The organism is Collinsella aerofaciens ATCC 25986 (genome assembly GCF_964259375.1).
In the GTDB taxonomy this organism is placed as follows: domain Bacteria; phylum Actinomycetota; class Coriobacteriia; order Coriobacteriales; family Coriobacteriaceae; genus Collinsella; species Collinsella aerofaciens_BO.
Map to the genome: position 1 here is coordinate 52,868 of NZ_CAXVJM010000005.1, position 22,317 is coordinate 75,184.

At 61.0% G+C, this 22,317-nt stretch carries 22 protein-coding genes; all 22 read right to left on the minus strand.

Annotation, left to right across the window (positions count from 1 at the left end; translation table 11 throughout):
* Positions 1 to 4: 4 nt before the first annotated feature.
* The 22 genes from ybeY to pyrR all read right to left on the minus strand — a co-directional run bounded on the left by ybeY (position 5) and on the right by pyrR (position 21,998).
* Positions 5 to 514, minus strand: coding sequence for an rRNA maturation RNase YbeY (gene ybeY, locus ACEXKH_RS03355; RefSeq protein ID WP_373573075.1), 510 nt, complete (start codon positions 512 to 514; stop codon positions 5 to 7).
* On the minus strand, positions 511 to 1,497 hold the full coding sequence (locus ACEXKH_RS03360; protein ID WP_373573076.1) for a PhoH family protein: 987 nt from the start codon (positions 1,495 to 1,497) through the stop codon (positions 511 to 513). Before ACEXKH_RS03360 ends, ybeY begins: the two co-directional genes overlap by 4 nt.
* Positions 1,478 to 2,770, minus strand: coding sequence for a MiaB/RimO family radical SAM methylthiotransferase (locus ACEXKH_RS03365; protein ID WP_373573077.1), 1,293 nt, complete (start codon positions 2,768 to 2,770; stop codon positions 1,478 to 1,480). The genes ACEXKH_RS03360 and ACEXKH_RS03365 overlap by 20 nt, the downstream gene beginning before the upstream one ends.
* Positions 2,771 to 2,779: 9 nt before the next feature.
* Positions 2,780 to 3,928, minus strand: a complete 1,149-nt coding sequence (gene dnaJ / locus ACEXKH_RS03370) for a molecular chaperone DnaJ (RefSeq protein WP_373573078.1) — start codon at positions 3,926 to 3,928, stop codon at positions 2,780 to 2,782.
* Positions 3,929 to 4,009: 81 nt separating this feature from the next.
* The gene (locus tag ACEXKH_RS03375) at positions 4,010 to 5,113 is read right to left on the minus strand and encodes a DnaJ domain-containing protein (protein WP_373573079.1); all 1,104 of its coding nucleotides are present in this window, start codon (positions 5,111 to 5,113) and stop codon (positions 4,010 to 4,012) included.
* A gap of 58 nt (positions 5,114 to 5,171) precedes the next feature.
* Positions 5,172 to 6,404, minus strand: coding sequence for a radical SAM family heme chaperone HemW (gene hemW / locus ACEXKH_RS03380; protein ID WP_373573080.1), 1,233 nt, complete (start codon positions 6,402 to 6,404; stop codon positions 5,172 to 5,174).
* Positions 6,405 to 6,406: 2 nt separating this feature from the next.
* A complete protein-coding gene (dusB, locus tag ACEXKH_RS03385) occupies positions 6,407 to 7,450 on the minus strand; it encodes a tRNA dihydrouridine synthase DusB (RefSeq protein ID WP_373573081.1) in 1,044 nt (347 codons plus the stop codon).
* Between the two features lie 4 nt (positions 7,451 to 7,454).
* The gene (lepA, locus tag ACEXKH_RS03390) at positions 7,455 to 9,266 is read right to left on the minus strand and encodes a translation elongation factor 4 (RefSeq protein ID WP_373573082.1); all 1,812 of its coding nucleotides are present in this window, start codon (positions 9,264 to 9,266) and stop codon (positions 7,455 to 7,457) included.
* Between the two features lie 96 nt (positions 9,267 to 9,362).
* The gene (gene rpsT, locus ACEXKH_RS03395) at positions 9,363 to 9,629 is read right to left on the minus strand and encodes a 30S ribosomal protein S20 (RefSeq protein WP_022094714.1); all 267 of its coding nucleotides are present in this window, start codon (positions 9,627 to 9,629) and stop codon (positions 9,363 to 9,365) included.
* Between the two features lie 133 nt (positions 9,630 to 9,762).
* On the minus strand, positions 9,763 to 10,725 hold the full coding sequence (gene holA, locus ACEXKH_RS03400; RefSeq protein WP_373573083.1) for a DNA polymerase III subunit delta: 963 nt from the start codon (positions 10,723 to 10,725) through the stop codon (positions 9,763 to 9,765).
* Between the two features lie 78 nt (positions 10,726 to 10,803).
* Positions 10,804 to 12,834 carry a DNA internalization-related competence protein ComEC/Rec2 gene (locus ACEXKH_RS03405; RefSeq protein WP_373573084.1) on the minus strand — a complete coding sequence of 677 codons (2,031 nt, stop codon included), beginning with the start codon at positions 12,832 to 12,834 and terminating at the stop codon, positions 10,804 to 10,806.
* 269 nt (positions 12,835 to 13,103) lie between these two features.
* The gene (locus ACEXKH_RS03410) at positions 13,104 to 13,772 is read right to left on the minus strand and encodes a helix-hairpin-helix domain-containing protein (RefSeq protein ID WP_373573085.1); all 669 of its coding nucleotides are present in this window, start codon (positions 13,770 to 13,772) and stop codon (positions 13,104 to 13,106) included.
* Positions 13,773 to 14,024: 252 nt separating this feature from the next.
* Positions 14,025 to 15,269, minus strand: coding sequence for a tRNA uracil 4-sulfurtransferase ThiI (gene thiI, locus ACEXKH_RS03415; protein ID WP_373573086.1), 1,245 nt, complete (start codon positions 15,267 to 15,269; stop codon positions 14,025 to 14,027).
* A complete protein-coding gene (locus tag ACEXKH_RS03420) occupies positions 15,270 to 15,551 on the minus strand; it encodes a DNA-directed RNA polymerase subunit omega (RefSeq protein WP_055250050.1) in 282 nt (93 codons plus the stop codon).
* A 5-nt stretch (positions 15,552 to 15,556) separates the two neighbouring features.
* Positions 15,557 to 16,126, minus strand: a complete 570-nt coding sequence (gmk, locus tag ACEXKH_RS03425) for a guanylate kinase (RefSeq protein ID WP_373573087.1) — start codon at positions 16,124 to 16,126, stop codon at positions 15,557 to 15,559.
* A complete protein-coding gene (gene mihF / locus ACEXKH_RS03430) occupies positions 16,127 to 16,435 on the minus strand; it encodes an integration host factor, actinobacterial type (protein WP_006236130.1) in 309 nt (102 codons plus the stop codon).
* A 239-nt stretch (positions 16,436 to 16,674) separates the two neighbouring features.
* Positions 16,675 to 17,391 (minus strand): orotidine-5'-phosphate decarboxylase, encoded by a 717-nt coding sequence (pyrF, locus tag ACEXKH_RS03435; protein WP_373573088.1) that lies wholly within the window; start codon positions 17,389 to 17,391, stop codon positions 16,675 to 16,677.
* On the minus strand, positions 17,385 to 18,293 hold the full coding sequence (locus tag ACEXKH_RS03440; RefSeq protein ID WP_006236128.1) for a dihydroorotate dehydrogenase: 909 nt from the start codon (positions 18,291 to 18,293) through the stop codon (positions 17,385 to 17,387). Before ACEXKH_RS03440 ends, pyrF begins: the two co-directional genes overlap by 7 nt.
* A 14-nt stretch (positions 18,294 to 18,307) precedes the next feature.
* Complete coding sequence (locus ACEXKH_RS03445) at positions 18,308 to 19,075, minus strand: dihydroorotate dehydrogenase electron transfer subunit (protein ID WP_373573134.1); 768 nt, start codon at positions 19,073 to 19,075, stop codon at positions 18,308 to 18,310.
* A gap of 116 nt (positions 19,076 to 19,191) precedes the next feature.
* Entirely contained in the window at positions 19,192 to 20,481 is a 1,290-nt protein-coding gene (locus ACEXKH_RS03450; RefSeq protein ID WP_373573089.1) for a dihydroorotase, read from the minus strand.
* The gene (locus ACEXKH_RS03455; RefSeq protein WP_035138537.1) at positions 20,465 to 21,409 is read right to left on the minus strand and encodes an aspartate carbamoyltransferase catalytic subunit; all 945 of its coding nucleotides are present in this window, start codon (positions 21,407 to 21,409) and stop codon (positions 20,465 to 20,467) included. Before ACEXKH_RS03455 ends, ACEXKH_RS03450 begins: the two co-directional genes overlap by 17 nt.
* 4 nt (positions 21,410 to 21,413) lie before the next feature.
* Positions 21,414 to 21,998, minus strand: a complete 585-nt coding sequence (gene pyrR / locus ACEXKH_RS03460; protein ID WP_118259765.1) for a bifunctional pyr operon transcriptional regulator/uracil phosphoribosyltransferase PyrR — start codon at positions 21,996 to 21,998, stop codon at positions 21,414 to 21,416.
* Positions 21,999 to 22,317: the final 319 nt, after the last annotated feature.

Below are 22,317 nucleotides of genomic sequence, written 5' to 3' on the forward strand. Positions count from 1 at the left end.
GCTCCTAGTCGTGGGCATGATTGGTTATGGGGCCGACGTGGACGAGTTTGGGGTCCTCGCCGCGCTCAAGCGCCAGGTCGCGCAGGATGGCATCCTCGCGTGCCTCCATGACCTCGGCCTCATCGTCCTCGATGTGGTCGTAACACAGCAGGTGCAGCATTCCGTGCACGATCATCAGTCGGCACTCATCGGCGGGGTTGTTGCCAAAGCCAGGGGCCTGGCGGGCAATGACCTGCGGGGCCAGGATAATATCGCCGAGCTCAAGTGTCTCGTCGGCGGGAATGTCCTCGTCAAAGGCCGAGTCGCATTCAAACGAAAGCACGTCGGTCGTGCGATCGATGCCACGCCACTCAAGATTGAGCTCGTGCATCTCGTCCTCATCGACATACGAAAGGGAAATCTCGACCTCACGCTCAACACCCTCGGCGGCAAGCACAACTCCGCAGATGTGCTCCACCTCCTGGACATCGAGCAGCGTATCGAGCTCGGCATCGTTGCTGATCAATACACTCAACGGGACTCCTTTCGATCGTGCGCGCGCTGCTCGCGCGCGTCGTCGTATGCATCATAGGCCTCAACGATACGGCCCACCAGGGCATGACGCACCACATCGGCGCGCTCCAGGTGAGAAAACGCCACATCGTCGACGCGACCCAAAATCCTTTCGATATCGGCAAGACCGCCGCGACGACCCACCAGGTCACGCTGGCTCAGGTCGCCGGTAATCACGAACTTGGAATTAAAACCCAGGCGCGTCAGGAACATCTTCATCTGCTCGGGCGTCGTGTTTTGTGCCTCATCGAGCACCACAAAGGCATCACTCAGCGTTCGACCACGCATGTAAGCGAGCGGGGCGATCTCGATAACGCCACGCTCCATAAGCTCATCGGTGCGTTCGCGATCCATCATGTCAAAGAGGGCATCATAGAGCGGACGCATATACGGGTCGATCTTTTCCTCGAGGGTGCCGGGCAAAAAGCCCAAGTTCTCCCCCGCCTCGACAACCGGGCGCGTCAGGATCAGGCGGCCCACCTCATGGCGCTTGAGCGCGGCAACGGCGAGTGCCATGGCCAGATAGGTTTTACCGGTACCGGCGGGACCGAGGCCAAACGTGATGGTATGCGAGCGAATGGCATCCACGTAGCGCTTTTGGCCGAGCGTCTTAGGACGAATCGCACGGCCGCGATACGATAGCAGCACGTCATCGCGCAGCGACGAGGCATCATGCTCGCCGTCACGCAGAACGGCCAGGCAGCGCGAGACATCATCGGCAGAAAGCGTGCGCCCGGCAGCGGCCTCACGAAAGGCATGTTCGAAAAAACGCGCGACCAGCTCAACCTCGTCCGGATCGCCGCTCACGGCAATGCTGTCACCTCGGCCAACCACATGGGCGCGCACCAAGTTCTCGAGTGCACGAAGGACGCCGTCGCCGGCGCCCAAAACGCGCGAGGGGTCGATACCCTCGGGAACGGTAAGTCTAATCTTCGAGGCTTCCATGAACCTCCCTGCGTGCATGGACCAAGCCGGAATCATCGATTCCGATGATAGCAACATCGAGCAGGCACGGGGCTGTGAGTCCACAGGTATCATCAAGACGGGCATGATGGAACGAGCCGAGCGTCAGGTTGTCGCCATACTCGAGCACCGCACGCTCGACCGTGCCCACACGGCGGCGGGCATCGGCGATCGCAAGCTCCTGTGCGGCGGCACGCATGCGACGGCTGCGTTCGGCCATGACCTCAGGAGGTACCTGGTCGGGCATGTCGGCGGCGAGGGTGCCGGGGCGCTTGCTATAGCGAAACACGTGCATGCGCGAAAAGCCCGCGCGACGGCACAGCGCCAGCGACTCCTCGAACTCCTCGTCCGTCTCGCCAGGAAAACCGACGATGACATCGCATGAAAGAGACGCCTGGGGCAGGTTAGCGCGAATCATGCGCACCGTGTCCTCGAACGCCTCGGCGCTATAGGGACGGCCCATGCGATGCAGCGTCGCCGTGCAGCCAGACTGCACAGGCAGGTGCAAAAACGGCGCGATACGCTTCGGATAGCGAGCCATCACCTTGAGCAAGCGCTCGGAAATATCCATGGGCTCCACCGAGGAGATGCGCACGTGGGCGATCTCGGTGCGCTCCATGATGGCCTGGAGCAGCTCATCGATCTCGACATGTTCGTCGGTCGCGCTCTTGCCGTCATAGGCACCCAGGTTCACGCCGGTCAGCACGACCTCGGGCACGCCGGCCTCCTGGGCTTCACGCACCTGTTCGAGCACGGACTCGACGGGTACGGAACGCTCGGGGCCGCGGGCCTTCCACACGATGCAATAGGTGCAGCGGTGATTGCAGCCATCCTGGATTTTCACGCCCAGCCGCGAACGGCCGAGCGCATCGACCACGTCGCCATCGCTGCAGGCGGGCACGCTATCGGATTCGACACCCAGCACCCCGCAGACGCGCTCGGCGACGTCAATCTTGGATGGTTCGGCGATCACGCGGTCGGAGAGTTCCAACAGCTCCTCGGGATGCAGGTTGACGACGCAGCCGGTTACGAGCACGTAAGGCTCGCCCGGATAGGCCAGGGCGTGACGGACGGCCTTGCGGGTCTTGGCCTCGGCCTCCCCCGTCACGGCACAGGTATTGATAACGATCAGTTCGGCGTCCCGGGGCTCCACCATCGCAAAGCCCAGGCGCATAAGATCGGCAGTGATACGGTCAGACTCAACCCGGTTGACACGACAACCGAGGTTGACGACGGAAATATGGGGTGCGAGCACACGGGCTCCTTAATCGAGGATGTCGTCGAGGGCACTCTTGATACGGTCGGTCACCGACTTCTTACCGGATGCGACGTCATCGCCCATCTCGTCGGCAAAGGCGCGAAGCAGCTCGCGCTGCTTGTTGGAGAGATTGGTGGGGACGACCACGCGCAGCTGCACGACCAGACGACCGCGCGAACCGCCGCCGCCGATTCGCGGCATGCCGTAATTATTGACGCTCACGGTGTCACCGTACTGTGTGCCGGCGGGGACACACACCTTGACGACCTCGTCAGGCATAATGCCCTCGACCTCAATCTCGCAACCGAGCGCGGCCTGCGCAATCGAGATATCGCTCACCAGATACAGGTCATCGCCATTACGCTTAAAACGCTCGTGGTCGGCGACACGCACGTTGACGATCAGGTCACCAGACGGCTCGCCACGAAGGCCGGCCTCTCCAAAACCACTCACGCGCAGCTGGCGACCGGTCGAAACACCGGCGGGAATATCGATGTCGATCTTTTCGTGCGAAGGCGTGCGGCCCTGGCCATCACAAGTCTCGCAGGGATGATCGATGACCGTGCCTTCGCCGTGGCAGTCGGGACAGGGCGAAGAGGACTGAACCTGGCCCAGGAAAGAACGCTGGACCGTCGTCACATAGCCTGTGCCGTGGCAGCGGCTGCACTGCTTTTCCTGTGCACCCTCGGCCTTACCGGTGCCGTTGCAATCCTCGCAGGGAGCAAGGCGATCATAGCTGATCGTCTTTTTACAACCGAGCGCCGCCTCCTCGAGCGTCACCGAAAGCGAGATGGCCATGTCACGACCGCGACGACGCTCGCGACGGCTACGGGCGCCACCACCGGCGCCACCGCCAAAGAACGACGAGAACAGGTCGTCCATGCCCATGCCGCCAAAGATATCGTTGATGTCGACATAGCCAGAGCCACCGGGGCCGTCCGCGGTGCCGTAACGGTCGTAGTTAGCACGCTTCTGCTCATCGGAAAGAACGGAATAGGCCTCGTTGAGCTCTTTGAACTTGGCCTCGGCCTCGGGGTCGTCCGAAACATCCGGGTGTACCGTACGGGCTTTCTTTAGAAACGCGCGTTTAATCGTCCGCGCGTCGGCATCCTTGTCAACGCCAAGTACCTCGTAGTAATCCCTATTTTCCGACACGACCGAATCCTTCCAACTTTCATTATTGTCACAGTGCGTCCTATACCCAAGCTGGGCCGGGCGCAAACAGAGGGTTTGATGTTATTGCATTCCGTACGGCGAAAGCACGGCCCGCTGCGAGCAGCTCGCGAACCAAACCGACACGAGCGCGAACATAAAACCGTTGGCAAATCCATTGGCAAACTGCATCGCGCCGCGTTTCCACCACAGCAGACTGCGATGAAGCACGCCGTCCGACAGTACCATGAACAAGCCCATGGCAAACGGAATGAAGCACATCATGGCGAAGGCGGAGAACACGCCCGAGATGGCCGACAGCACCAAAAACGGAGCGATAATGCCCATGAGGTAGAAGCCGGTGCGAGCCTTACCCTCCAGGCGCTCGGCCTCGACGTGCGCACGACCGACCAGATCGCCGCCCGAAGCGCCGTTCGTGCCGGCGTGACCCATGTTGGGGATGCGGACCTCGTCGCCATCGTGCGTGCCGGCAGGAAACTCAATCGTCTGCTCGGAGGTTACGCGAGTACGACCGCTACCACCGCAATCAGGGCAGGGATCTGCCACGACCTTACCGGAACCGCCGCACTCGGGGCAGACCGACTGGAACGTGCCCGCACCAAACAGGAAGGACAGGTCGACGTCGATGTGGCCGCGGCCACCGCAGCTCGGGCAGGTATGGGCATGCTCAGACGAAACGGAGCCCGAGCCGCCGCAATGTCCGCACGTATCGAAGCGCGTATAGCGGACGGTCTTGCGGGCACCGCCCTTGGCCTCCTTGGCGTCCAGTTTGATATCGACGACCACGTTGGCGCCGTTCTCGGGATTGTAGGCAGCCTGGCCGCGACGCTGCTGGCCCCAGGCGCCACCAAAGGGAAAGCCGCCCTCAAAGGGATTGCCATAGCCCGTGTTGCCGGCGTAGCCGCCACCATAGGGCGAAGCTGTAGGAGCACCGGCAAAGGGATTGCCAGAACGCATGGCGTCATAGCGCGCACGTTTTTGCTCATCCGAAAGCACGGCGTAGGCCTCGGAAACCTCTTTAAACTTTTCCTCGGCATCCGGCTCTTTGTTGACGTCCGGATGGAGCTTGCGAGCCTTTTGCTGGAAGGCCTTTTGAATATCACGCGAGGTGGCGTCCTTGGAGACACCCAGAATCTCGTAGTAATCTTTTTCGTTCATCGTCGCCATGCGCGGCAACCTCCTGCTCACAGCAGCGTATATATTCCGGTAATTCTACCCGAGCGGCCTAAGCTAGATCCCAAAACAGCTCGAACAGAACATTTCCATCGAGCCAGCCCAGGGGTGTCGGCGCTAAACGAGCTCGAACATGGCCCGCGATGACATCTGCCGAGGTGAAGGGTCCCTCATGGACCCCGAGCGTCTCGGGCACCCAAGTGGCAAGTCCCAATTCGAGCGCGCGATCGCAGGCAGCTGCCAGCTCGCCAGCTGGGATGACGAAAGCTGCACGAACCAACAGGTCGGACGCAACACCACGCGTCATGCGACAAGCGAGCATCAGGTCTTCAGCCGCAGCCTCACGCTGCGAGAGATATTCGGCCTCGAACGCCGTCGCGTCATCGTCACGTTGCACCAGACGCACGCGGTACGAATCGCCTCGAGAAGACACGCCGGGGAACAAACCTGCAAGACGATCGAAATCCTCGGCATCGAGCATGCCCGCGGCAGAGCGACCCAGGCCCAAATAGCCCTGGCCGGTCCAGTAGGCAATGTTATGGGCGCACTCATGTCCGTCGAGCGCGTAGCTCGCCACCTCATACGGGTGATAGCCCGCCGAACTCAGCCGCTCGCGCGCAACGTCCATGCATGCGGCTTGGAAATCCTCATCGGGCTCAAGTGACTCGTCACGGCACGCCATGCGGTAAAGCGGCGTGCCCTCCTCGAGCGTGAGCGGATAGACCGACACATGGTGCGGGGCCGCCGTAAGCACGCTATCAAGCGTGTATCGCCAGCTCGCCATAGTCTGTCCGGGAAGCCCGCACATAAGGTCGCACGACACATCGAGCCCAACATCCTTCACCGTCGCGATAGCCTCAAGCGCCCGTTCGGCATTATGGATACGGCCAATAACAGCCAACTCGGTATCGTCGAGGGTTTGCACGCCCAGAGAGATGCGCGTGACACCCGCCACGGCAAGCGTGGTGGCGAGCTCAGCGGTCAGCGACTCAGGATTAGCCTCGCAGGTAAACTCAACGGGCTTACACCACGCAGAGATACGACGGGCAAGTTTCACCAGGCGCTCCCCTGCCAGCGATGGCGTGCCGCCGCCAACGTAGACGGTGCGGATCTGCCTGAGTGCCCCGGCGTTGCCATAGGCATCGAGCCGCACATACAGGTGCTCAAAATAGGCATCGAGTGCAGCGTCCAGGTCGCACAGGGCCACGCTTTGCGAGTCAAAGTCGCAATAGCGGCATTTTTGAGCGCAAAACGGCACGTGCACATACAGCGCGGTAACGGCCACCCTTAAGCCTCCAGCGGATGAGCGGGCACCGACTCACCGGCGGCAAGCGCGGCCTCGCAGGCCACCACGTCGCGCTCGATATTATCGACCAGCGCCATAAACTCCTCGTACGTAGAGCAGCGCACCACCTGAGCGCGCCAGGCAGCGGCGTGGGGCATGCCCTTTAAATACCAGCTTGCATACGTACGGGCGCGCGACATAAGCGGCAGAAGCTCGTGCGTCAACGTCAGGTGCTCACGCAAAGCCTCCAGGCGCTCAGCCGAGGAGCGAGAAGGAACCGGCGTGCCATCGAGTGCAAGGGCTCGGGCATCGCCGAACACCCACGGATTGCCATAGATGCCGCGCGCGATAAACACCGCGCTGGCACCCGAGCCGCTCAGATGCTCAGCAGCGTCCTCGGCCGAGAACACATCGCCCGAGCCAATCACGGGAATCTCGACGGCGTCGGCAACCTCATCGACGACAGACCAATCGGCCTGACCCGTATAGAGCTGCGTGGCACAACGACCATGCACCGCCACCGCAGCGGCACCGGCACCCTCGAGCATCTGGGCAAACGTTGCGGCGTTGCGATCCTCGGCATAAAAACCCTTGCGAATCTTCACGGTCACGGGAACATGCGCCGCGCCCACCGCTGCCTCGACAATCTTCTCGGCCAGGTCGGGCGTGCGCATAAGAGCCGAGCCCTCGCCCTTGGTAACGACCTTGCGAGCCGGACAGGCCATGTTGATATCAATCAATGACAGGCGATCGCCCACGCGTTCCTCGACGGCAGCGACGGCACTCGCAAACTGATCGGGCTTGGAACCAAAGAGCTGCACGCAAATCTGCTGTTCCTCGTCGGCCGGCAACACCAGGCGCCACGTCTTGTTGCTGGCATAGGCAAGGCCTGCAACGCTAACCATCTCGCTGTAGGCAAGGTTGGCGCCGCGGCGGCGACACATGATGCGATAGGCGGGGTCGGTTACGCCCGCCATGGGAGCCATAAGGAACGGCTGCTCGGCATAAGCACCTAGCAGCCGCTTGCTGTATTCAGAAAGCGCCATGGACCTACTCGTCCACCTTGAGAATCGCCATAAAGGCCTCCTGCGGGACCTCGACCGAGCCGATGGCCTTCATGCGCTTCTTGCCCTCTTTCTGCTTCTCGAGCAGCTTGCGCTTTCGCGAGATATCGCCGCCGTAGCACTTGGCCAGCACGTCCTTGCGGCGTGCCTTAACGGTGGAGCGGGCAATGATCTTGTTGCCGATGGCACCCTGGATAGGCACCTCGAACAGCTGACGCGGAATGATCTCCTTGAGCTTGTCGCACAGGCCGCGGGCAAGACCGTAGGCTTTATCCTTGTGCACGATAAACGACAGCGCGTCCACCTCGTCGCCCGAAAGTAGGATGTCGAGCTTGACGAGCTCGGAGGGGCGATATTCGTTGAACTCGTAGTCGAGCGAGGCGTAACCCTTGGTGCGGCTCTTGAGCTGATCGAAGAAGTCCAAGATGAGCTCGGCGAGCGGCATATCAAAGCGCATCTCGACCGATTTGCTCGTCAGGTGGATCATATCGGTCGTGACGCCACGGTGCTCGATAGCGAGCTGCATGACGGCACCCGTATACTCGGGCGGGCAGATGATCTTTGCCTTGAGGTAAGGCTCTTCAATACGCTCGATGCGCGTGGCCTCGGGCAGATCCTGCGGGCTGCGGACATCGACCATCTCGCCGTCAGTCTTGTACACGTGGTAGTCGACCGAGGGGCTCGTGGCGATCAGGTCCAGATTGAACTCGCGCTCCAGGCGCTCTTTGACGACCTCCATGTGCAGCAGGCCCAGGAAGCCCACGCGGAAGCCAAAGCCCAGCGCCACCGACGTCTCAGGCTCCCACACCAACGACGGATCGTTGACGTGCAGCTTATCGAGCGCGTCGCGCAGGTTCTCATAGTCCTTGTTGTCGATGGGGAACAGGCCCGTGTAGACCATGGGTTTAGCCTCGCGGTAGCCCGGCAGCGGCTCGGGGCAGGGGTTCGAAGCCCACGTAAGGGTATCGCCCACGCGCACGGCCTCGGGGTCCTTCAGACCCGTGACCACATAGCCGACCTCGCCGACAGTCAGAGCATCGACCGGCGTCTCGGCAGGGCGCTTGACGCCCACGCCGTCGACCAAGAAGTCGCCCTTGGCCTGCATCATGCGCAGGGTATCGCCCTTTTTGATGGACCCGTCAAAGATGCGCACCGTGGCGACGACGCCGCGGTACTCATCGAAGTACGAATCCAGAATAAGTGCCTTGAGAGGGCCATTTGCATCGCCCTTGGGAGGCGAGATCAAAAAGACAATGGACTCCAGCAAATCATGGATGCCCTCGCCAGTCTTGCCCGACACGCACACGGCATCGTCGGCGGGAATGGCCAGATCGTCTTCGATCTCGGTCTTAACTTCGTCGGGGTGCGCCGAGGGAAGGTCGATCTTGTTGATGGCCGGAACAATGTCCAAGTTGGCGTTCATGGCGAGCGTCGCGTTGGAAACGGTCTGCGCCTCGACGCCCTGAGTGGCGTCCACGACAAGCACCGCACCCTCGCAAGCGGCAAGCGAACGCGAGACCTCGTAGGTGAAGTCCACGTGGCCCGGCGTATCGATCAGGTTGAACTGATACGTCTCGCCGTCGTCGGCGTCATAGGACACGCGGACGGCATTGGACTTGATCGTGATGCCGCGCTCGCGCTCGATGTCCATCGTGTCAAGCAGCTGCGACTCCATGTCGCGCTCATCGACGGTATGGGTGAGCTCGAGGATGCGGTCACTGATCGTGGACTTGCCATGGTCGATATGTGCAACGATCGAGAAGTTGCGGATGTGGGAAATGTCAATTGAAGTATTCATGCGGACTATCTTACCCGAGCGGTACAAAAAATGGAGCCTGTTCCATAAAACAGGCTCCATTTATGCGCGTAATCTGTGTGGTGTGAAATTTACAACTTAAGCGTTGATGCTGTTCACGAGCTTGGCAAGACCGGACTTGCGGTTGGAAGCCTGGTTCTTGTGGATAACATGCTTGGCGGCAGCCATGTCGAGACGCTTGGTGACGGTCTTGAGGGCAGCCTGGGCCTTCTCGGCGTCGCCCTCGGCGACGGCGGACTGGACGTGCTTGGTCAGCGTCTTGAGCTCGGACTTGACAGCCTTGTTACGCATGCGAGCTGCCTCATTGGTGCGGATACGCTTCTTCTGAGACTTGATGTTTGCCACTTCTGGAGTTCCTTTCGAGTTCCTTGCAAAAAATGTATGACACCTCTGAGACACGGTGAGGTCATGCAAGCGCCTACTATAGCACGCTCCCCCTCAAAGGGATAGAACGAATTTGTCAAATAGGCAGGTATCATCACGATTTTCTCAAGATGTTCGTAATCCAGAGCAAAAGCGCGGTCTCCGAATCGGCCGAACCCTTGAGCGCGAGCTCCACATCGACGGCACCCTCGAGCGCGGCAACGAGCTCGGTCATCGAAAAACGACGTGCCCAGGTAAGGTGATTTTTGACCTGCCAGGCCTGAAGCTTGAGCGTCGCGGCGAGCTCACGCCCCTGCCCACGCCCATCGAGCGCCTTGGCAACGATCAGCTCACGGATGCGACCGCATAACAGCGCGTAGGTCCACACGTAGCTCTTGGAGGGCAGAAGCTTAAAGAGCTCGAGCGAACGCCGCATATCGCGAGCCGAGACGGCGTTGAGGAAGTCCCAGGGCTGAACCTCAGCCGTACGCACGATCCAACGCTCCACGTCGGCAAGCTCAATCTGGGGGGCCTCGACCATCTGGGCAAGCTTGGCCAAGTCGTTATCGAGCATGCGGGTGTTCTCGCCCGAACGCGAAACGAGCTCCTCGGCAGCAGCCGTCGAGATGGACTTACCGCGCTGCGTCGCCATCTGCTGAACGCGGCGCGGCAGTTCCCAGCGCTTGGTACCCGAGCAATCGACGATAGCCTTCTTGTCGATCTTGGCGATTGCCTTATACAGGCGCGTATTCTTGGCAAGTGAGTCGGCAATAATGAGACAGACCGTCGTGGGGCTGGGGCTTGCGAGGTACTCGACGAGCGGTTCCGAGACGGCCTTGGCAAGCTTGGAGCAGCCGTCGAGGATCACCAGGCGAAACTCGCTACCCATGGGAAAGGTATTGAGCGAGCCGATGATCGACTCGATATCGGGATCTTTCGTCATGTCGCGTTCATCGAGGTTGAACTCGACCATGCCCGACTTTTCCAAGCGAGCTTTCATACGCGAGACGGCGTGGTCGCGCTTGACCCCATCGGTACCGACGATCAGATATGCCGGCAGCAGACCGGTTTCGGACATTGCGCTCCCCTCTCGCACACACTCGAATTCGTACCGTGCCATTTTAGCCCAGGGGTCCACCGCGCGCCAACGATGTCATCACGGCCGCTGACATCGCATCGCAAAGCCCTTCTCAGTCGGCGTGACGGTAATGTCGCCGTGTTCGATGGTGCATGCGAACGCACCACCCGCATCCTTAACGGCATCGATGCAGGCATCGGATGGATGGCCGTAGCGGTTGCCCTCACCCGCACTCGCGATAGAGAGCTCGGGCTTAAGCGTCTCCAGTAGGTCTATGTCGACGGAAACTTTTGAGCCGTGATGCCCCAGCTTAAGCACATCGATATCACCCACCTCCTGTACAAACTCGCGCTCCTGTTCGAGCTCGGCATCACCCGTGAGAAGCACACGCAGGCTCTTGCCTTCCTGAGCATAGGAGAGCAGCAAAACAAGAGAGTCCTCATTGCCCTCGCCATCCACCGTGTCAAACGGCCACATCACACGGGTCCGAAACGCGCCGATATCGACCGTATCTCCGCAAGCCACCTGCCGATACGTTACGCCCGGGCGATTCAGGACCTCAGCAGGCGCACCGTCAAGCGCATCGGCCGCGACCACAATGGTTCCAACCGAAAACTGATCGAGCACATCGGGAAGACCGCCCCAATGGTCTTCGTCCCAATGTGTGACGAAGACGGCGTCAATATGGTGGACGTTATTGCGAACCAGCGCGCTCACCACGCGCTCATCGAGCCCACAGTCCACGAGCGCCACGGCGCCACCCTGACGAACCAGAATCGCATCGGCCTGCCCCACATCGAGCACCGTCACCGAAGGCGGAGCGAATCGATCCCAGTAGATGTACGGAATCGCAGCCAAGAGCACCAGGCATGCAAGCCCTACCGCCATAGGACGTGCACGGGGACGCGGCCACCAGACCAGCAGAGCCGCCAGCAAACACGGCACCAGGTAAATCCACATGCTATCGGGCGGCACGCTCACGGATGCACCCGGCACGGCGGCAAACAGCTGCTCAAAGAACAGTGCGCACCGGGCGGCAATCATGGGTACGACGAGTGCCCAAGCTTGCAACGGCTCCACGAGCGAAAAGGGAACCAGCACGATCGACAAAGCAAGCAGGAGACTCACCACCGGACCGATGACCGCATTCGCCAGCGGAGCAATGAGCGAGAACGTACCAAAGGCAGGTATGGTGATGGGAAGCGTCGCCAACTGCGAGCACAGCGTGACCGAAAGCATGCTGGCAAAGCCCGATGGCGCACCCAGCTCACCCAAAGCGTAGGTCGCATAGGGGCAAAAGCACAGGATGGCAAAGACGCTGGCACATGAAAGCTGAAAGCCCATCTCGAACAGCACCGTCGGCCGCAGTAGCACAAAGATAGACATGGTTACAAAGAGTGTCGATGCGCCATGCCGGCGACGCCCCGCGCCGTTTACGACAAGCGTCGCGAACACCATGCAGCACGCGCGCACGGCCGAAGGCGAGGCGCCCGTAAAGGCAGCGTAGCTCACAAGCGTTATCGCCAATATCGCCCGCTGAAGACCACGTGAGCACCGGGTCTTTTGCAATACGCCCTCGATTACATACCCCACGATAGCCAAATGGCTGCCCGAGACGGCGATGAGATGTGCCGTTCCCGTCACCGAAAACCAGTCGCCCGCTGACTGGGAGCACAGCTCGGCCGAACGACCGCAGACGACACCGGCTATGAGCGCACGCGCCGGGTCGGTCGCAGGCGCGATGGACGCAAGCAGCCCATTTCGCAGCCGAAGCAGCGGCCCCGAAGAGCCCTCGTCGACCGACGCCAACCGGATGACTTTCACTTTTCGCAGCTCGCCTCGAAGCACGCGTGAGCGCCCATACGAATCGTTCTCAAAGCGCGAAATTCGGCCGATAGCATGTACATGCGAACCGGCGCCGAGCTCGTAATCACACGACAGCCGCACCTGACCCAAACGATTTTCGCCCGCATACGCATCGCAGGTATAGGAGTACGCACCGTCATTGATGGACGGGTCGCCGTGCACAACAAACTCGAGACTGCTCGCAGCCCGATTATCCAGTGCCCTCGAAGCACGCAGCGCCCAGATCGCCCAACCAGCGGACACGACCGCCCCCGCCACGAAGCCAAGGGCCGCGGCATATAGCCATCGTCTCCACCGCACAAGGCGCATACAGGACCGAGCCAAGACGATGCAGGCCGCAGCCGCAACGGGAATGGCCATAAGCAACGTGACGGGCGCTGCCCGCTCTCCCAACAGCAAATCGGCCGCCATGTTAAGTACCAAGCCACAGCTCACACACAAGCCGGCACAAAGCGCCATCGTCCAGGGCATCAATGGTCGTGGTGGCATCACTTGCTCGCGCTCAATCGCACTCATACGCAAATGCAATCTTTGATTTTGGCGAGCTTCTTCTCACCGATCCCCGATACGCGCATCAGGTCATCGACTGAGGTAAAAGCCCCGTTTTGCGTCCGCTCGTCAATAATCGACTGCGCCATAGAAGGCCCAATGCCCGAAAGCGTCTGCAGCTCTGCCGCACTTGCCGTATTGATGTTCACGAGCCCCGACGAAGACCCCGCGCCAGGAGTCGTGGCAGCACCGATTTCGGCCCCGTCGACCGCCCCAGCCGCTTGTTGCTCCCCCACCGTCGGAACATAGATCTTTTGACCATCAGCGACCTTGGACGCACGATTAAGCCCTGCCACATCCGCCTCGGCCGTAAGCCCTCCGGCGGCATCGATAGCTTGGGACACCCGTGCTCCATCTTTGAGCCGATACACGCCAGGCCTCACAACGGCGCCATCCACATCGACGTACACCTCCGCAGCAGAGGAACTCTTGGCCGAAGACTCATCATCAGGAGACGCATCCCCGGACCCGCGCACATCCGAGGCGCTCGCCTCATCACTACGCTCAAACGACACGCCGCTGGAGTGGCTATTAAAACTTGCCATCGCTAAGCCGCTCGCCATCGCAATGACAACGAGCATCGCCACGACCACCGCCTTGTGCCCGAGCAACTTGCCCGCCAAGCTGTCCATTCGTTTGACTCGTTCGTGTTGTCTGCGCTGCGCCATAGCAAAAAACCTCCCAGCACCATCGTGCCAGGAAAAACTCAGCCGAACGCACCGCCCGGGCAAACCAGTTTTGACGGTCAAACCAAAAGCTGACCAAAACCTTGCGCAAATCTGTCCATATATTCAGTCACACGTCGGCGAATGAACACTTCGCTATCAAACGCCCAGATAGCAAAAGACCGACGATACAGGCGCACCGTCGGTCTATGCAGGCAATTACTCGTGATCTTGGTAAATCTCACGCGGAGCAAGCTCCGAATGTTTGCGTTTTAAGGTCTTAGGGGCCTTATACGTGTTGCTGGAGAAGTCGATGTACTCGGTCTGCTTAAGCAGGCGCTCAATCATCTCCTCGTGGTCGAACAGCTCCCAGGCCTCGTGCACGGCATCGAGCTTGGCGTGCGTCTCGGGACGACGCGGCATAAACAGCGTGCAGCAGTCGGGCGCCGCCTCAGTGGAAATATCAAACGTGCCGATCTCCTGAGCGCGCGCAATGATCTCCTGCTTGTCCGAACCGATGAGTGGGCGGAACACGGGAATCTTCACGGCCTCGTTGACGGCCATGATGTTCTCGAGCGTCTGGGAGGCAACCTGACCGAGCGACTCGCCGGTCACGATGGCCTTGGCCCCCTCGATATGCGCAATGCGCTCGGCAACCGAATACATGATGCGGCGATACATGATCACGCGCAGGTTGCTGGGGCAGGTGACCGAAATCTCGCGCTGGCAATCACCAAACGGCACCACGTACAGGCGGCCGATCTGGACACCCGGCTCAAGGGCACGGATGATGTCCTGCACCAGATACTCGCTCGTATCCGGCGTCTGCGGACGACCGGAGAAATGCACCGGCACGCATACCGCGCCGCGACGCGCGAGCATCCAGGTCGCCACCGGCGAGTCGATACCCGACGACAGCAGCGTCACGACCTTGCCGGCAGAACCCACTGGCAGACCACCCACGCCGCGCTCCGAGCGCGCGTACACATAGACGCTACCCTGGACCACCAGCACGTGCACCATCGCATCGGGGTCGTGCATCTGGACTTTTTTATCGGGGAAGGCCTCGCACAGCACCTCGCCCACCTGACGATTGATATCGATGGAGGTGAGCTCATAGTCGGTGTTCGAGCGCTTGGCATGCACCTTGAACGAATCGAAGGGACCAAACTCGCGCAGCGCCTTTACGGCGGCGGCGCAATACTCCTGCGGGTCGCGATTGGTGTGGTATGCCAGAGACACACGGGCAACGCCGGGAACGGTACGAATGACACGCGCCGCATCGTCGGCCCGATGCTCGTTAAAGGTCACGAGGATATAACCGGAAATTCGAGACACGGCATTCACGGAAAAGGCGGCCAAAGCCGCCTTGATGTTATCCATGAGGATATGCTCAAAATGTGCGCGGTTCTTGCCCTTCAGTCCAACCTCGTGATAGTGGACCAGGCAGACGCGAGCTGCCATTTAGGCTTCAGCAACCTTATGGCCGAGCGCCTTCTCGTAACGGGCCTCGTCGTAGGAGATATCGCCGTCGACGATCTCGTCCATAGCCATCGAGATGGTGTCGGCGCCGGAGAGCGCGATGGTGATGTCGTCGACATCCTGAACGGCAAGCACGCGGTTATGCTGGCCACGCAGCATGCTATTGATGTCGCAGGCACGCTTGGAGGCAAGCGAAGCGAGCAGGAAGCGGTTGTGATCGGTCTTCTCCAGAAGATCGTCAATGCAAGGCTTTACAACGGACACGGACCTCAGATCCTTTCATGCATATCGAGAACGCGAACGAGCTCATCGGTCGCGCGGTCGAGATCATCATTCACCACGACGTCGTCGTAGCGGTCGGCAAGGGCAAGCTCATGGGCGGCGTTTGCCATACGCAGCTCAATCGTCTCGGGCGTCTCGGTGCCGCGACCGACCAGACGCTCGCGGAGCACCTCGAGCGAGGGTGGCTTGATAAAGATCAGCACGGCCTCGGGAAAACGCACCTTGACCTGCAAGGCACCCTGGACATCGATCTCCAAGATGAGAGACGAACCAGAGGCGAGCTTGGACTGGACCTCGCTCACCAACGTGCCATAGCAGTTACCGTGGACCTCGGCCCACTCAACAAACTCACCGTTTGCCACGCGGCGGTCGAACTCCTCGCGCGTCAGGAAAAAGTAATTGACGCCATCGACCTCGCCTTTACGTGGGGCTCGCGTGGTAGCCGAAACCGTCAGGCCCAGGTTAGAGCGACGCTCGCGCACACGAGTGACGAGCGTGCCCTTGCCTGCGCCTGACGGTCCAGAAATCACAAAGAGCTTTGAATCCTGAGCGCTCACTTATTTGGTCAGCTGCTCGAGGAGCTGCTCGCGCTGACGGACGCCAAGGCCCTGGACGCGACGGGTAGCGGAGATGCCGAGCTCCTCCATGATCTTGGCGGCCTTGGCCTTGCCATAACCGGGGAGAGACTCGATGAGGGTGGAAACCTTCATGCGGGAAGCAATGGGGTCATCGGAGTTGAGCACGGATTCGAGGGACTTCTCGCCCTTCTTGATCTGCTCACGGAGCTCTGCGCGAGCGTGACGTGCGGCGGCAGCCTTCTCAAGAGCCTGCTTGCGCTGCTCATCGGTAAGCTGAGGGAGTGCCATTCGTACCTCCAAATAGTTGGGTTATATCTGATTCAATATTTGGCATTTTAGCACGTAAAACGTACAAAATGCTCAATCGCGGCTCCATAGGTTAGACGATACCCGCAAAAAGTGCAATATATCGCGCTAAAAGATGAGCCCCTGACCTGCGATTCCACACAAAGGATGGGAAAGTTTTCGCAGGCACAGGGGCTAATTTGTGCTAATGAGACCCAAAAGTGGTGACTTGAGGGAATCTTTTACGCGACGTTTTCGACCAGCTCGGCAACGATGGCGTCAAACGCGGCAACCGGATCGTCGGCGCCGGTAATGGGGCGGCCCACCACGATATGGCTCGCGCCGCGCTCGATAGCCTGGGAAGGCGTGGCCACGCGGGACTGATCACCCAGCGCAGCACCAACCGGACGCACGCCAGGGGTCACAATCAGCGCATCGGGGCCCAGCAGCTCACGCATGTCATGAGCCTCCATCGGCGAGCACACGATGCCGTCGATACCGTTGGCCTGGGCGAGTTTTGCCAGACGAGCGGCCTCCTCGGCAACGGGTGACTCGACGCCGATCTCGCTCAGCGCATCCTGATTCATGCTCGTAAGCACGGTGATGGCGACGAGCTTGGCTCGATCCTCGCGTGCCTCCTCGGCACCCTCACGGCAGGCGGCGAGCATAGCACCCGAACCCAAGCCGTGAACCGAAAGCAGGTCGGCACCGGCAAGCGAGGCCGAGCGAGCGGCACCGCGCACCTGATGCGGAATGTCATGGAACTTAAGGTCGAGGAACACCTTGAAGCCTAGGTTCTTAAAGGTCTTGACGATCTCGGGGCCCTCGGCGTAATAGAGCGTCATGCCCACTTTAAGCCAGGCGGCATGGCCCGAAAGCTCATGGGCGAGCTCAAGCGCACGCTCACGGTCACAGTCGAGGGCGACGATAACGCGGTCGCGGGCATCGGTCTCTAGCATTCGAAAGCACCTACCAGCTCGTTGATGTCCTTCACGCCCTGGGACTCGGCCCAGGCCTCGAGCTCGTGCGCAATCTTGAGCGAAGCGCACGGATCGACAAAGTTGGCCATTCCGACCGATACGCAGGTAGCGCCAGCCAGGATAAACTCGGCCGCGTCCTCACCGGTCATGACGCCGCCGACGCCATTGATGGGGATATCGACGGCCTGGGCAACCTCCCAGACCATACGAACGGCGATGTGGTGGCACAGCGGGCCCGAAAGACCGCCCTTGGGCTTGGCCACACGCGACTTGCGGGTGTGGACGTCGATGGCCATGCCCTGAATGGAGTTGATGACCGAAAGGCCGTCGGCGCCGGCGGCCTCGAGAGCCTTGGCGATCTCGGCGACGTTGACCGGTGCCATCTTCACAAACAGTGGCTTGTCGGTCACCTTGCGGCAGGCAGCCATGACGGAAGAGGCACCCTCGGGTGTGGAGCCCATGGCGGCACCGCCGGCGGCAATGTTGGGGCAGCTCACGTTGATCTCATAGCCGGCAGCCCAGGGGCACAGCTCGACATACATCTCGAGCGCACGGACAAACTCGTCCACGGAATGACCGGCAACCTGGCAGATGACCTGGCAACCGTCCTTGGAGAGCTGCTCGAGCCACGGACCGGACTCGCGGGCGAAAGCGGCCACACCGGGGTTCTGCAGGCCCACGGAATTGATCATGCCGCCGGGAATCTCGGCCATGCGGGGTGCGGGATTGCCGGGCCAGGGCTCGGCAGCGCAGCCCTTGGTGGTGATGGCACCCAGCTGGGAGACATCGAAGAAGTTCTGGAACTGCCAACCGTAGCCAAAGGTACCGGCTGCGGTGTTGATGGGGTTCTGCATCTTGACGCCGCCGAAATCGACGGCCATGTTCACGGTACCCACTAGAAGACCACCACCTTGGAAGCATCAAACACGGGGCCGCACATGCAGGCGCCCTTCATACCGTCGACCGTCTCGACATTGCAGGTGTTGCAGGCGCCAAAGCCACAGCTCATCATGCGCTCGAGCGACACCTCGCAGTACACGCCAGCCTCGGCGGCAGCGGCGGCGACCTTCTTCATCATGACGGCGGGACCGCAGCTGGCGACGTAGTCGTAACCGCCCTCGCCGAGCAGCTCGGCGGCAGGATCGGTACAGAAGCCATGCGTGCCCAACGAACCGTCGTCGGTGCACACGTTGACCGTGGCACCCAGCGCGCGGAACTCATCGACGCCCACGGCCTTGGACGCGGTGCCAAAGCCCAGGCACACGTCAACATCCACGCCCTGCTCGGCAAGCATGCCAGCCAGGCAGAGCACAGGCGGAACGCCAATGCCGCCGGCGACGAGCAGCGCCTTCCTGGTACCCTCGGGCACGAACCAGCCGCGGCCGCCAGGACCCAGCAAGTTGGAGGTGGAGCCAGGGGTCATCTGCGACAGACGACGGGTATCATCGCCCACGACGGCGTACCACAGCTCGACGGTGCCGGCCTCGGCGTCGGCACGATAGAAGCTCAGGGGCACGCGAAGCAGCGAGGAAGCATCGCCCGGCACGGCGATATTCACGAACTGACCGGGCTTGAGCGCACTTGCAAGCTTGGGGGCCGAGATAACGAGCGAGAAGATGCCGTCGGCGATCTCCTGGTTCGAGACGACCTCGAAGTCGTGCATGCGTGCAGTGGAAGGTGTGGGCATAGACGCTCCAATCCCCCATGCGGTTGCATGGTTCAGGCGAACAGAAAGCGCGGCACCGCAAGGGCACCGCGCACAAAAGCGATAAGGCTATGCTAGCAGATGCAGCCGTCGGCAAGCGTCTGCTTACCGCCGACGAACACATCGGTGGCACGACCGGTCAGCGTGCGGCCGGCAAAACCGGAGTTCTCGGCACGCGACTCGTAGCCGCCCTCGCCGACCGTCCAGGTTGCGGCGGGGTCGAACACGGTCAGGTCGGCAACGGAGCCCGCCTTGACCTGAACCTGGTCGAGGCCCAAGATCTCACGCGGCTTGATGGCCATGAGCTCGACCATGCGGCCCATGCTCATCTTGCCCGTGTTGACCAGCTCGGTGAGCACAAGCGAAAGCGAGGTCTCGAGGCCAATCATGCCGAAGGGCGCAAGCTCGAACTCGCGAGCCTTCTCCCACGGAGTGTGGGGAGCGTGGTCGGTGACGATGACGTCTACGGTGCCGTCGATGACGCCCTGACGGATCGCCTCGGCGTCTTCATCGGTACGCAGAGGCGGGTTGACCTTGAGCGAGGTGTTGTAGGTCTCGTCCAGGTCGTTCTCGGTCAGGAACATGTGGTGCGGGGTAGCCTCGCAGGTGACCTGCACGCCAGCTGCCTTACCGGCACGCACGAGCTCCAGGCCATGCGCAGTGGAGATGTGCTGGATGTGCAGCTTGGCACCGGTCAGCTTGGCGATCTCGATATCGCGGGCGATCTGCAGCTCCTCGCCCGCCGCCGGCCAGCCCTCGAGGGCCAGACGGGTAGAGACCTTGCCCTCGTTGATCTGGCCGTGACCGACCAGGTCCTCGTCCTGGCAATGGCTCATAAAGACCTTGCCGAACATCTTGCCGTAGTCCATGCAACGACGGAGCATGCCTGCACCCTGCACGCCGCGGCCATCGTCGGTGAATGCGACGGCGCCGTGGGCGACCATATCGCCCATCTCGGACATGGCCTCGCCCTTAAGACCGCGGGTCATGGCGCCAGAAGGATAAACGCGGCAGTGGCCGACCTCGGCAGCGCGGGACTTGACGAACTCAACGACGGTACCGTTATCGGTAACGGGGTCGGTGTTGGGCATGGCGCACACGCCGGTGAAGCCGCCCTTGGCAGCTGCGCGGGTGCCGCTCTCGATGTCCTCTTTGACCTCGTAGCCGGGCTCGCGCAGGTGGACGTGCATGTCCACCAGGCCAGGGACGAGATACTTACCGGAAAGGTCGCGGACCTCGGCTCCCTCGGCGGCGAGGTTCTCGCCGACCTCGGCAATCTTGTCGCCGTCAATCAGGACGTCAACGACACCGTCAAGCTCGACGGACGGGTCGACGACGTGGGCATTCTTAAGAAGCAAGGCCATTATCGGCACCTCCAAGCAGCAGATACAGGATAGCCATACGCACGCAGATACCGGCGTAGACCTGCTCCAGGATGACGGAGCGTTGCGGGTGGTCGGCCATATAGGAGTCGAACTCAACGCCGCGGTTGATGGGGCCCGGGTGGCAAATGATCGCGTCGGGCTTCATGAGCTTCTCACGGTCCTTGGTCAGGCCGAAGAGCTTGTGGTACTCGCGAATGGTCGGGAACGGGGCACCCTCGAGGCGCTCCTGCTGTACGCGCAGCATGTAGACGACGTCCAGCTCGGGCAGGACGGAATCGAGGTCGCTCGTCACGTGGTCGCAGCCCAGAACCTCGGGCGCCGGCGGCAGCAGCGTGCCGGGGGCGACGGCGTAGGTCTCGCAGCCCATGATCTTCAACGCGGGGATCAGCGAGCCGCAAACGCGGGAGTGGGCGATGTCGCCGACGACGGCGACCTTCAGACCGTGGAAGTCACCCTTGTGCTCCCAGATGGTGTACAGGTCGAGCAGAGCCTGCGTGGGGTGGTTGTGCTTACCGTCACCGGCGCAGATAACACTCGCGGGCGAATTCTGTGTGACGATGTAGGGAGCACCGGCATGCTTGTCGCGCACGACGATGCAATCGATCTTGTAGGCGTTGAGGGTCTCGACGGTATCGACGAGGCTCTCGCCCTTGACCGTGGAGGTAGAGGAGCCGCCGAAGTTGAGGCTGTCGGCCGAAAGACGCTTCTCGGCGAGCTCGAAGGAGCTACGGGTACGCGTCGAGGGCTCATTGAACATGTTGACGATGGTCTTGCCCTTGAGCGTGGGGACCTTCTTGATGGCACGCTCGTTGACCTCGGAGAACGCCTTGGCGGTCTCGAGGATGAGCTTGATGTCCTCTTCGGAGTACTCGGTAATGTCGATCAGGTGCTTATGGTTGAACGCCACGGTACTACTCACCTCCCAGCGGCGCGGAGCCCACGTGGGAACCCGGCGCGACGTCGTTGATCTCGACGGCGGTACGGCCGTCGACTTCCTTCATATATAGGTGCACGTTCTCCTCGTGCGATGAGGGAACGTTCTTGCCGACAAAATCCGGCGAGATAGGGAGCTCGCGGTGACCGCGGTCAACGAGAACTGCCAGCTCGACTCGGCTCGGACGGCCCAGGTCCATAACGGCGTCCAGAGCGGCGCGGATGGTGCGACCCGTGTACAGGATGTCGTCCACCAGCACGACGCGCTTGCCGTCGACGCTGAAGGGAATGTTGGTAGCGTGGATCGCGGGAGCGAAATTGGTCGCATAGTCATCGCGATAGAAGCTGATGTCCAGGCTGCCGAGCGGAACGTCGACACCCTCGATCTCCTTGATCGCCTCGGCGAGCTTCTTTGCCAGAAGGTCGCCGCGCGTGACGATGCCGACCAGAGCGAGGTCTTCACAGCCCTCGTTGCGCTCGAGAATCTCGTGCGCGATGCGGGTCATCGCTCGGTTGACGGCGGTCTCGTCCATGATGACCGCCTTGGGGGAAGTCGTGCCCATCGATCTCCTTCCTCACATGTCTTGACTGCTGACACAGTCAAAAAAATAGATGCCCGACCGCTCAAAGCGGAACCAGACACCCACAGGAAGTACTGCTCATTGACAGCTATGTAATTCCATGTGGGTATCTCGTACCCCTTTAATGGTCAAGGCATAGTGTAGCCAACATCGGGCTCAATTGCGAGCATAAATACTAGTCAATCCGTAAACGGAGCCAATCGCTCCATAAACCTATATATATTTGTGGGACGCGCTTGAAAACCTTGTTGCGAGCTGGCATAATCCCCTCTGCTGCACGCAAATCGGATCTACGTCCAGG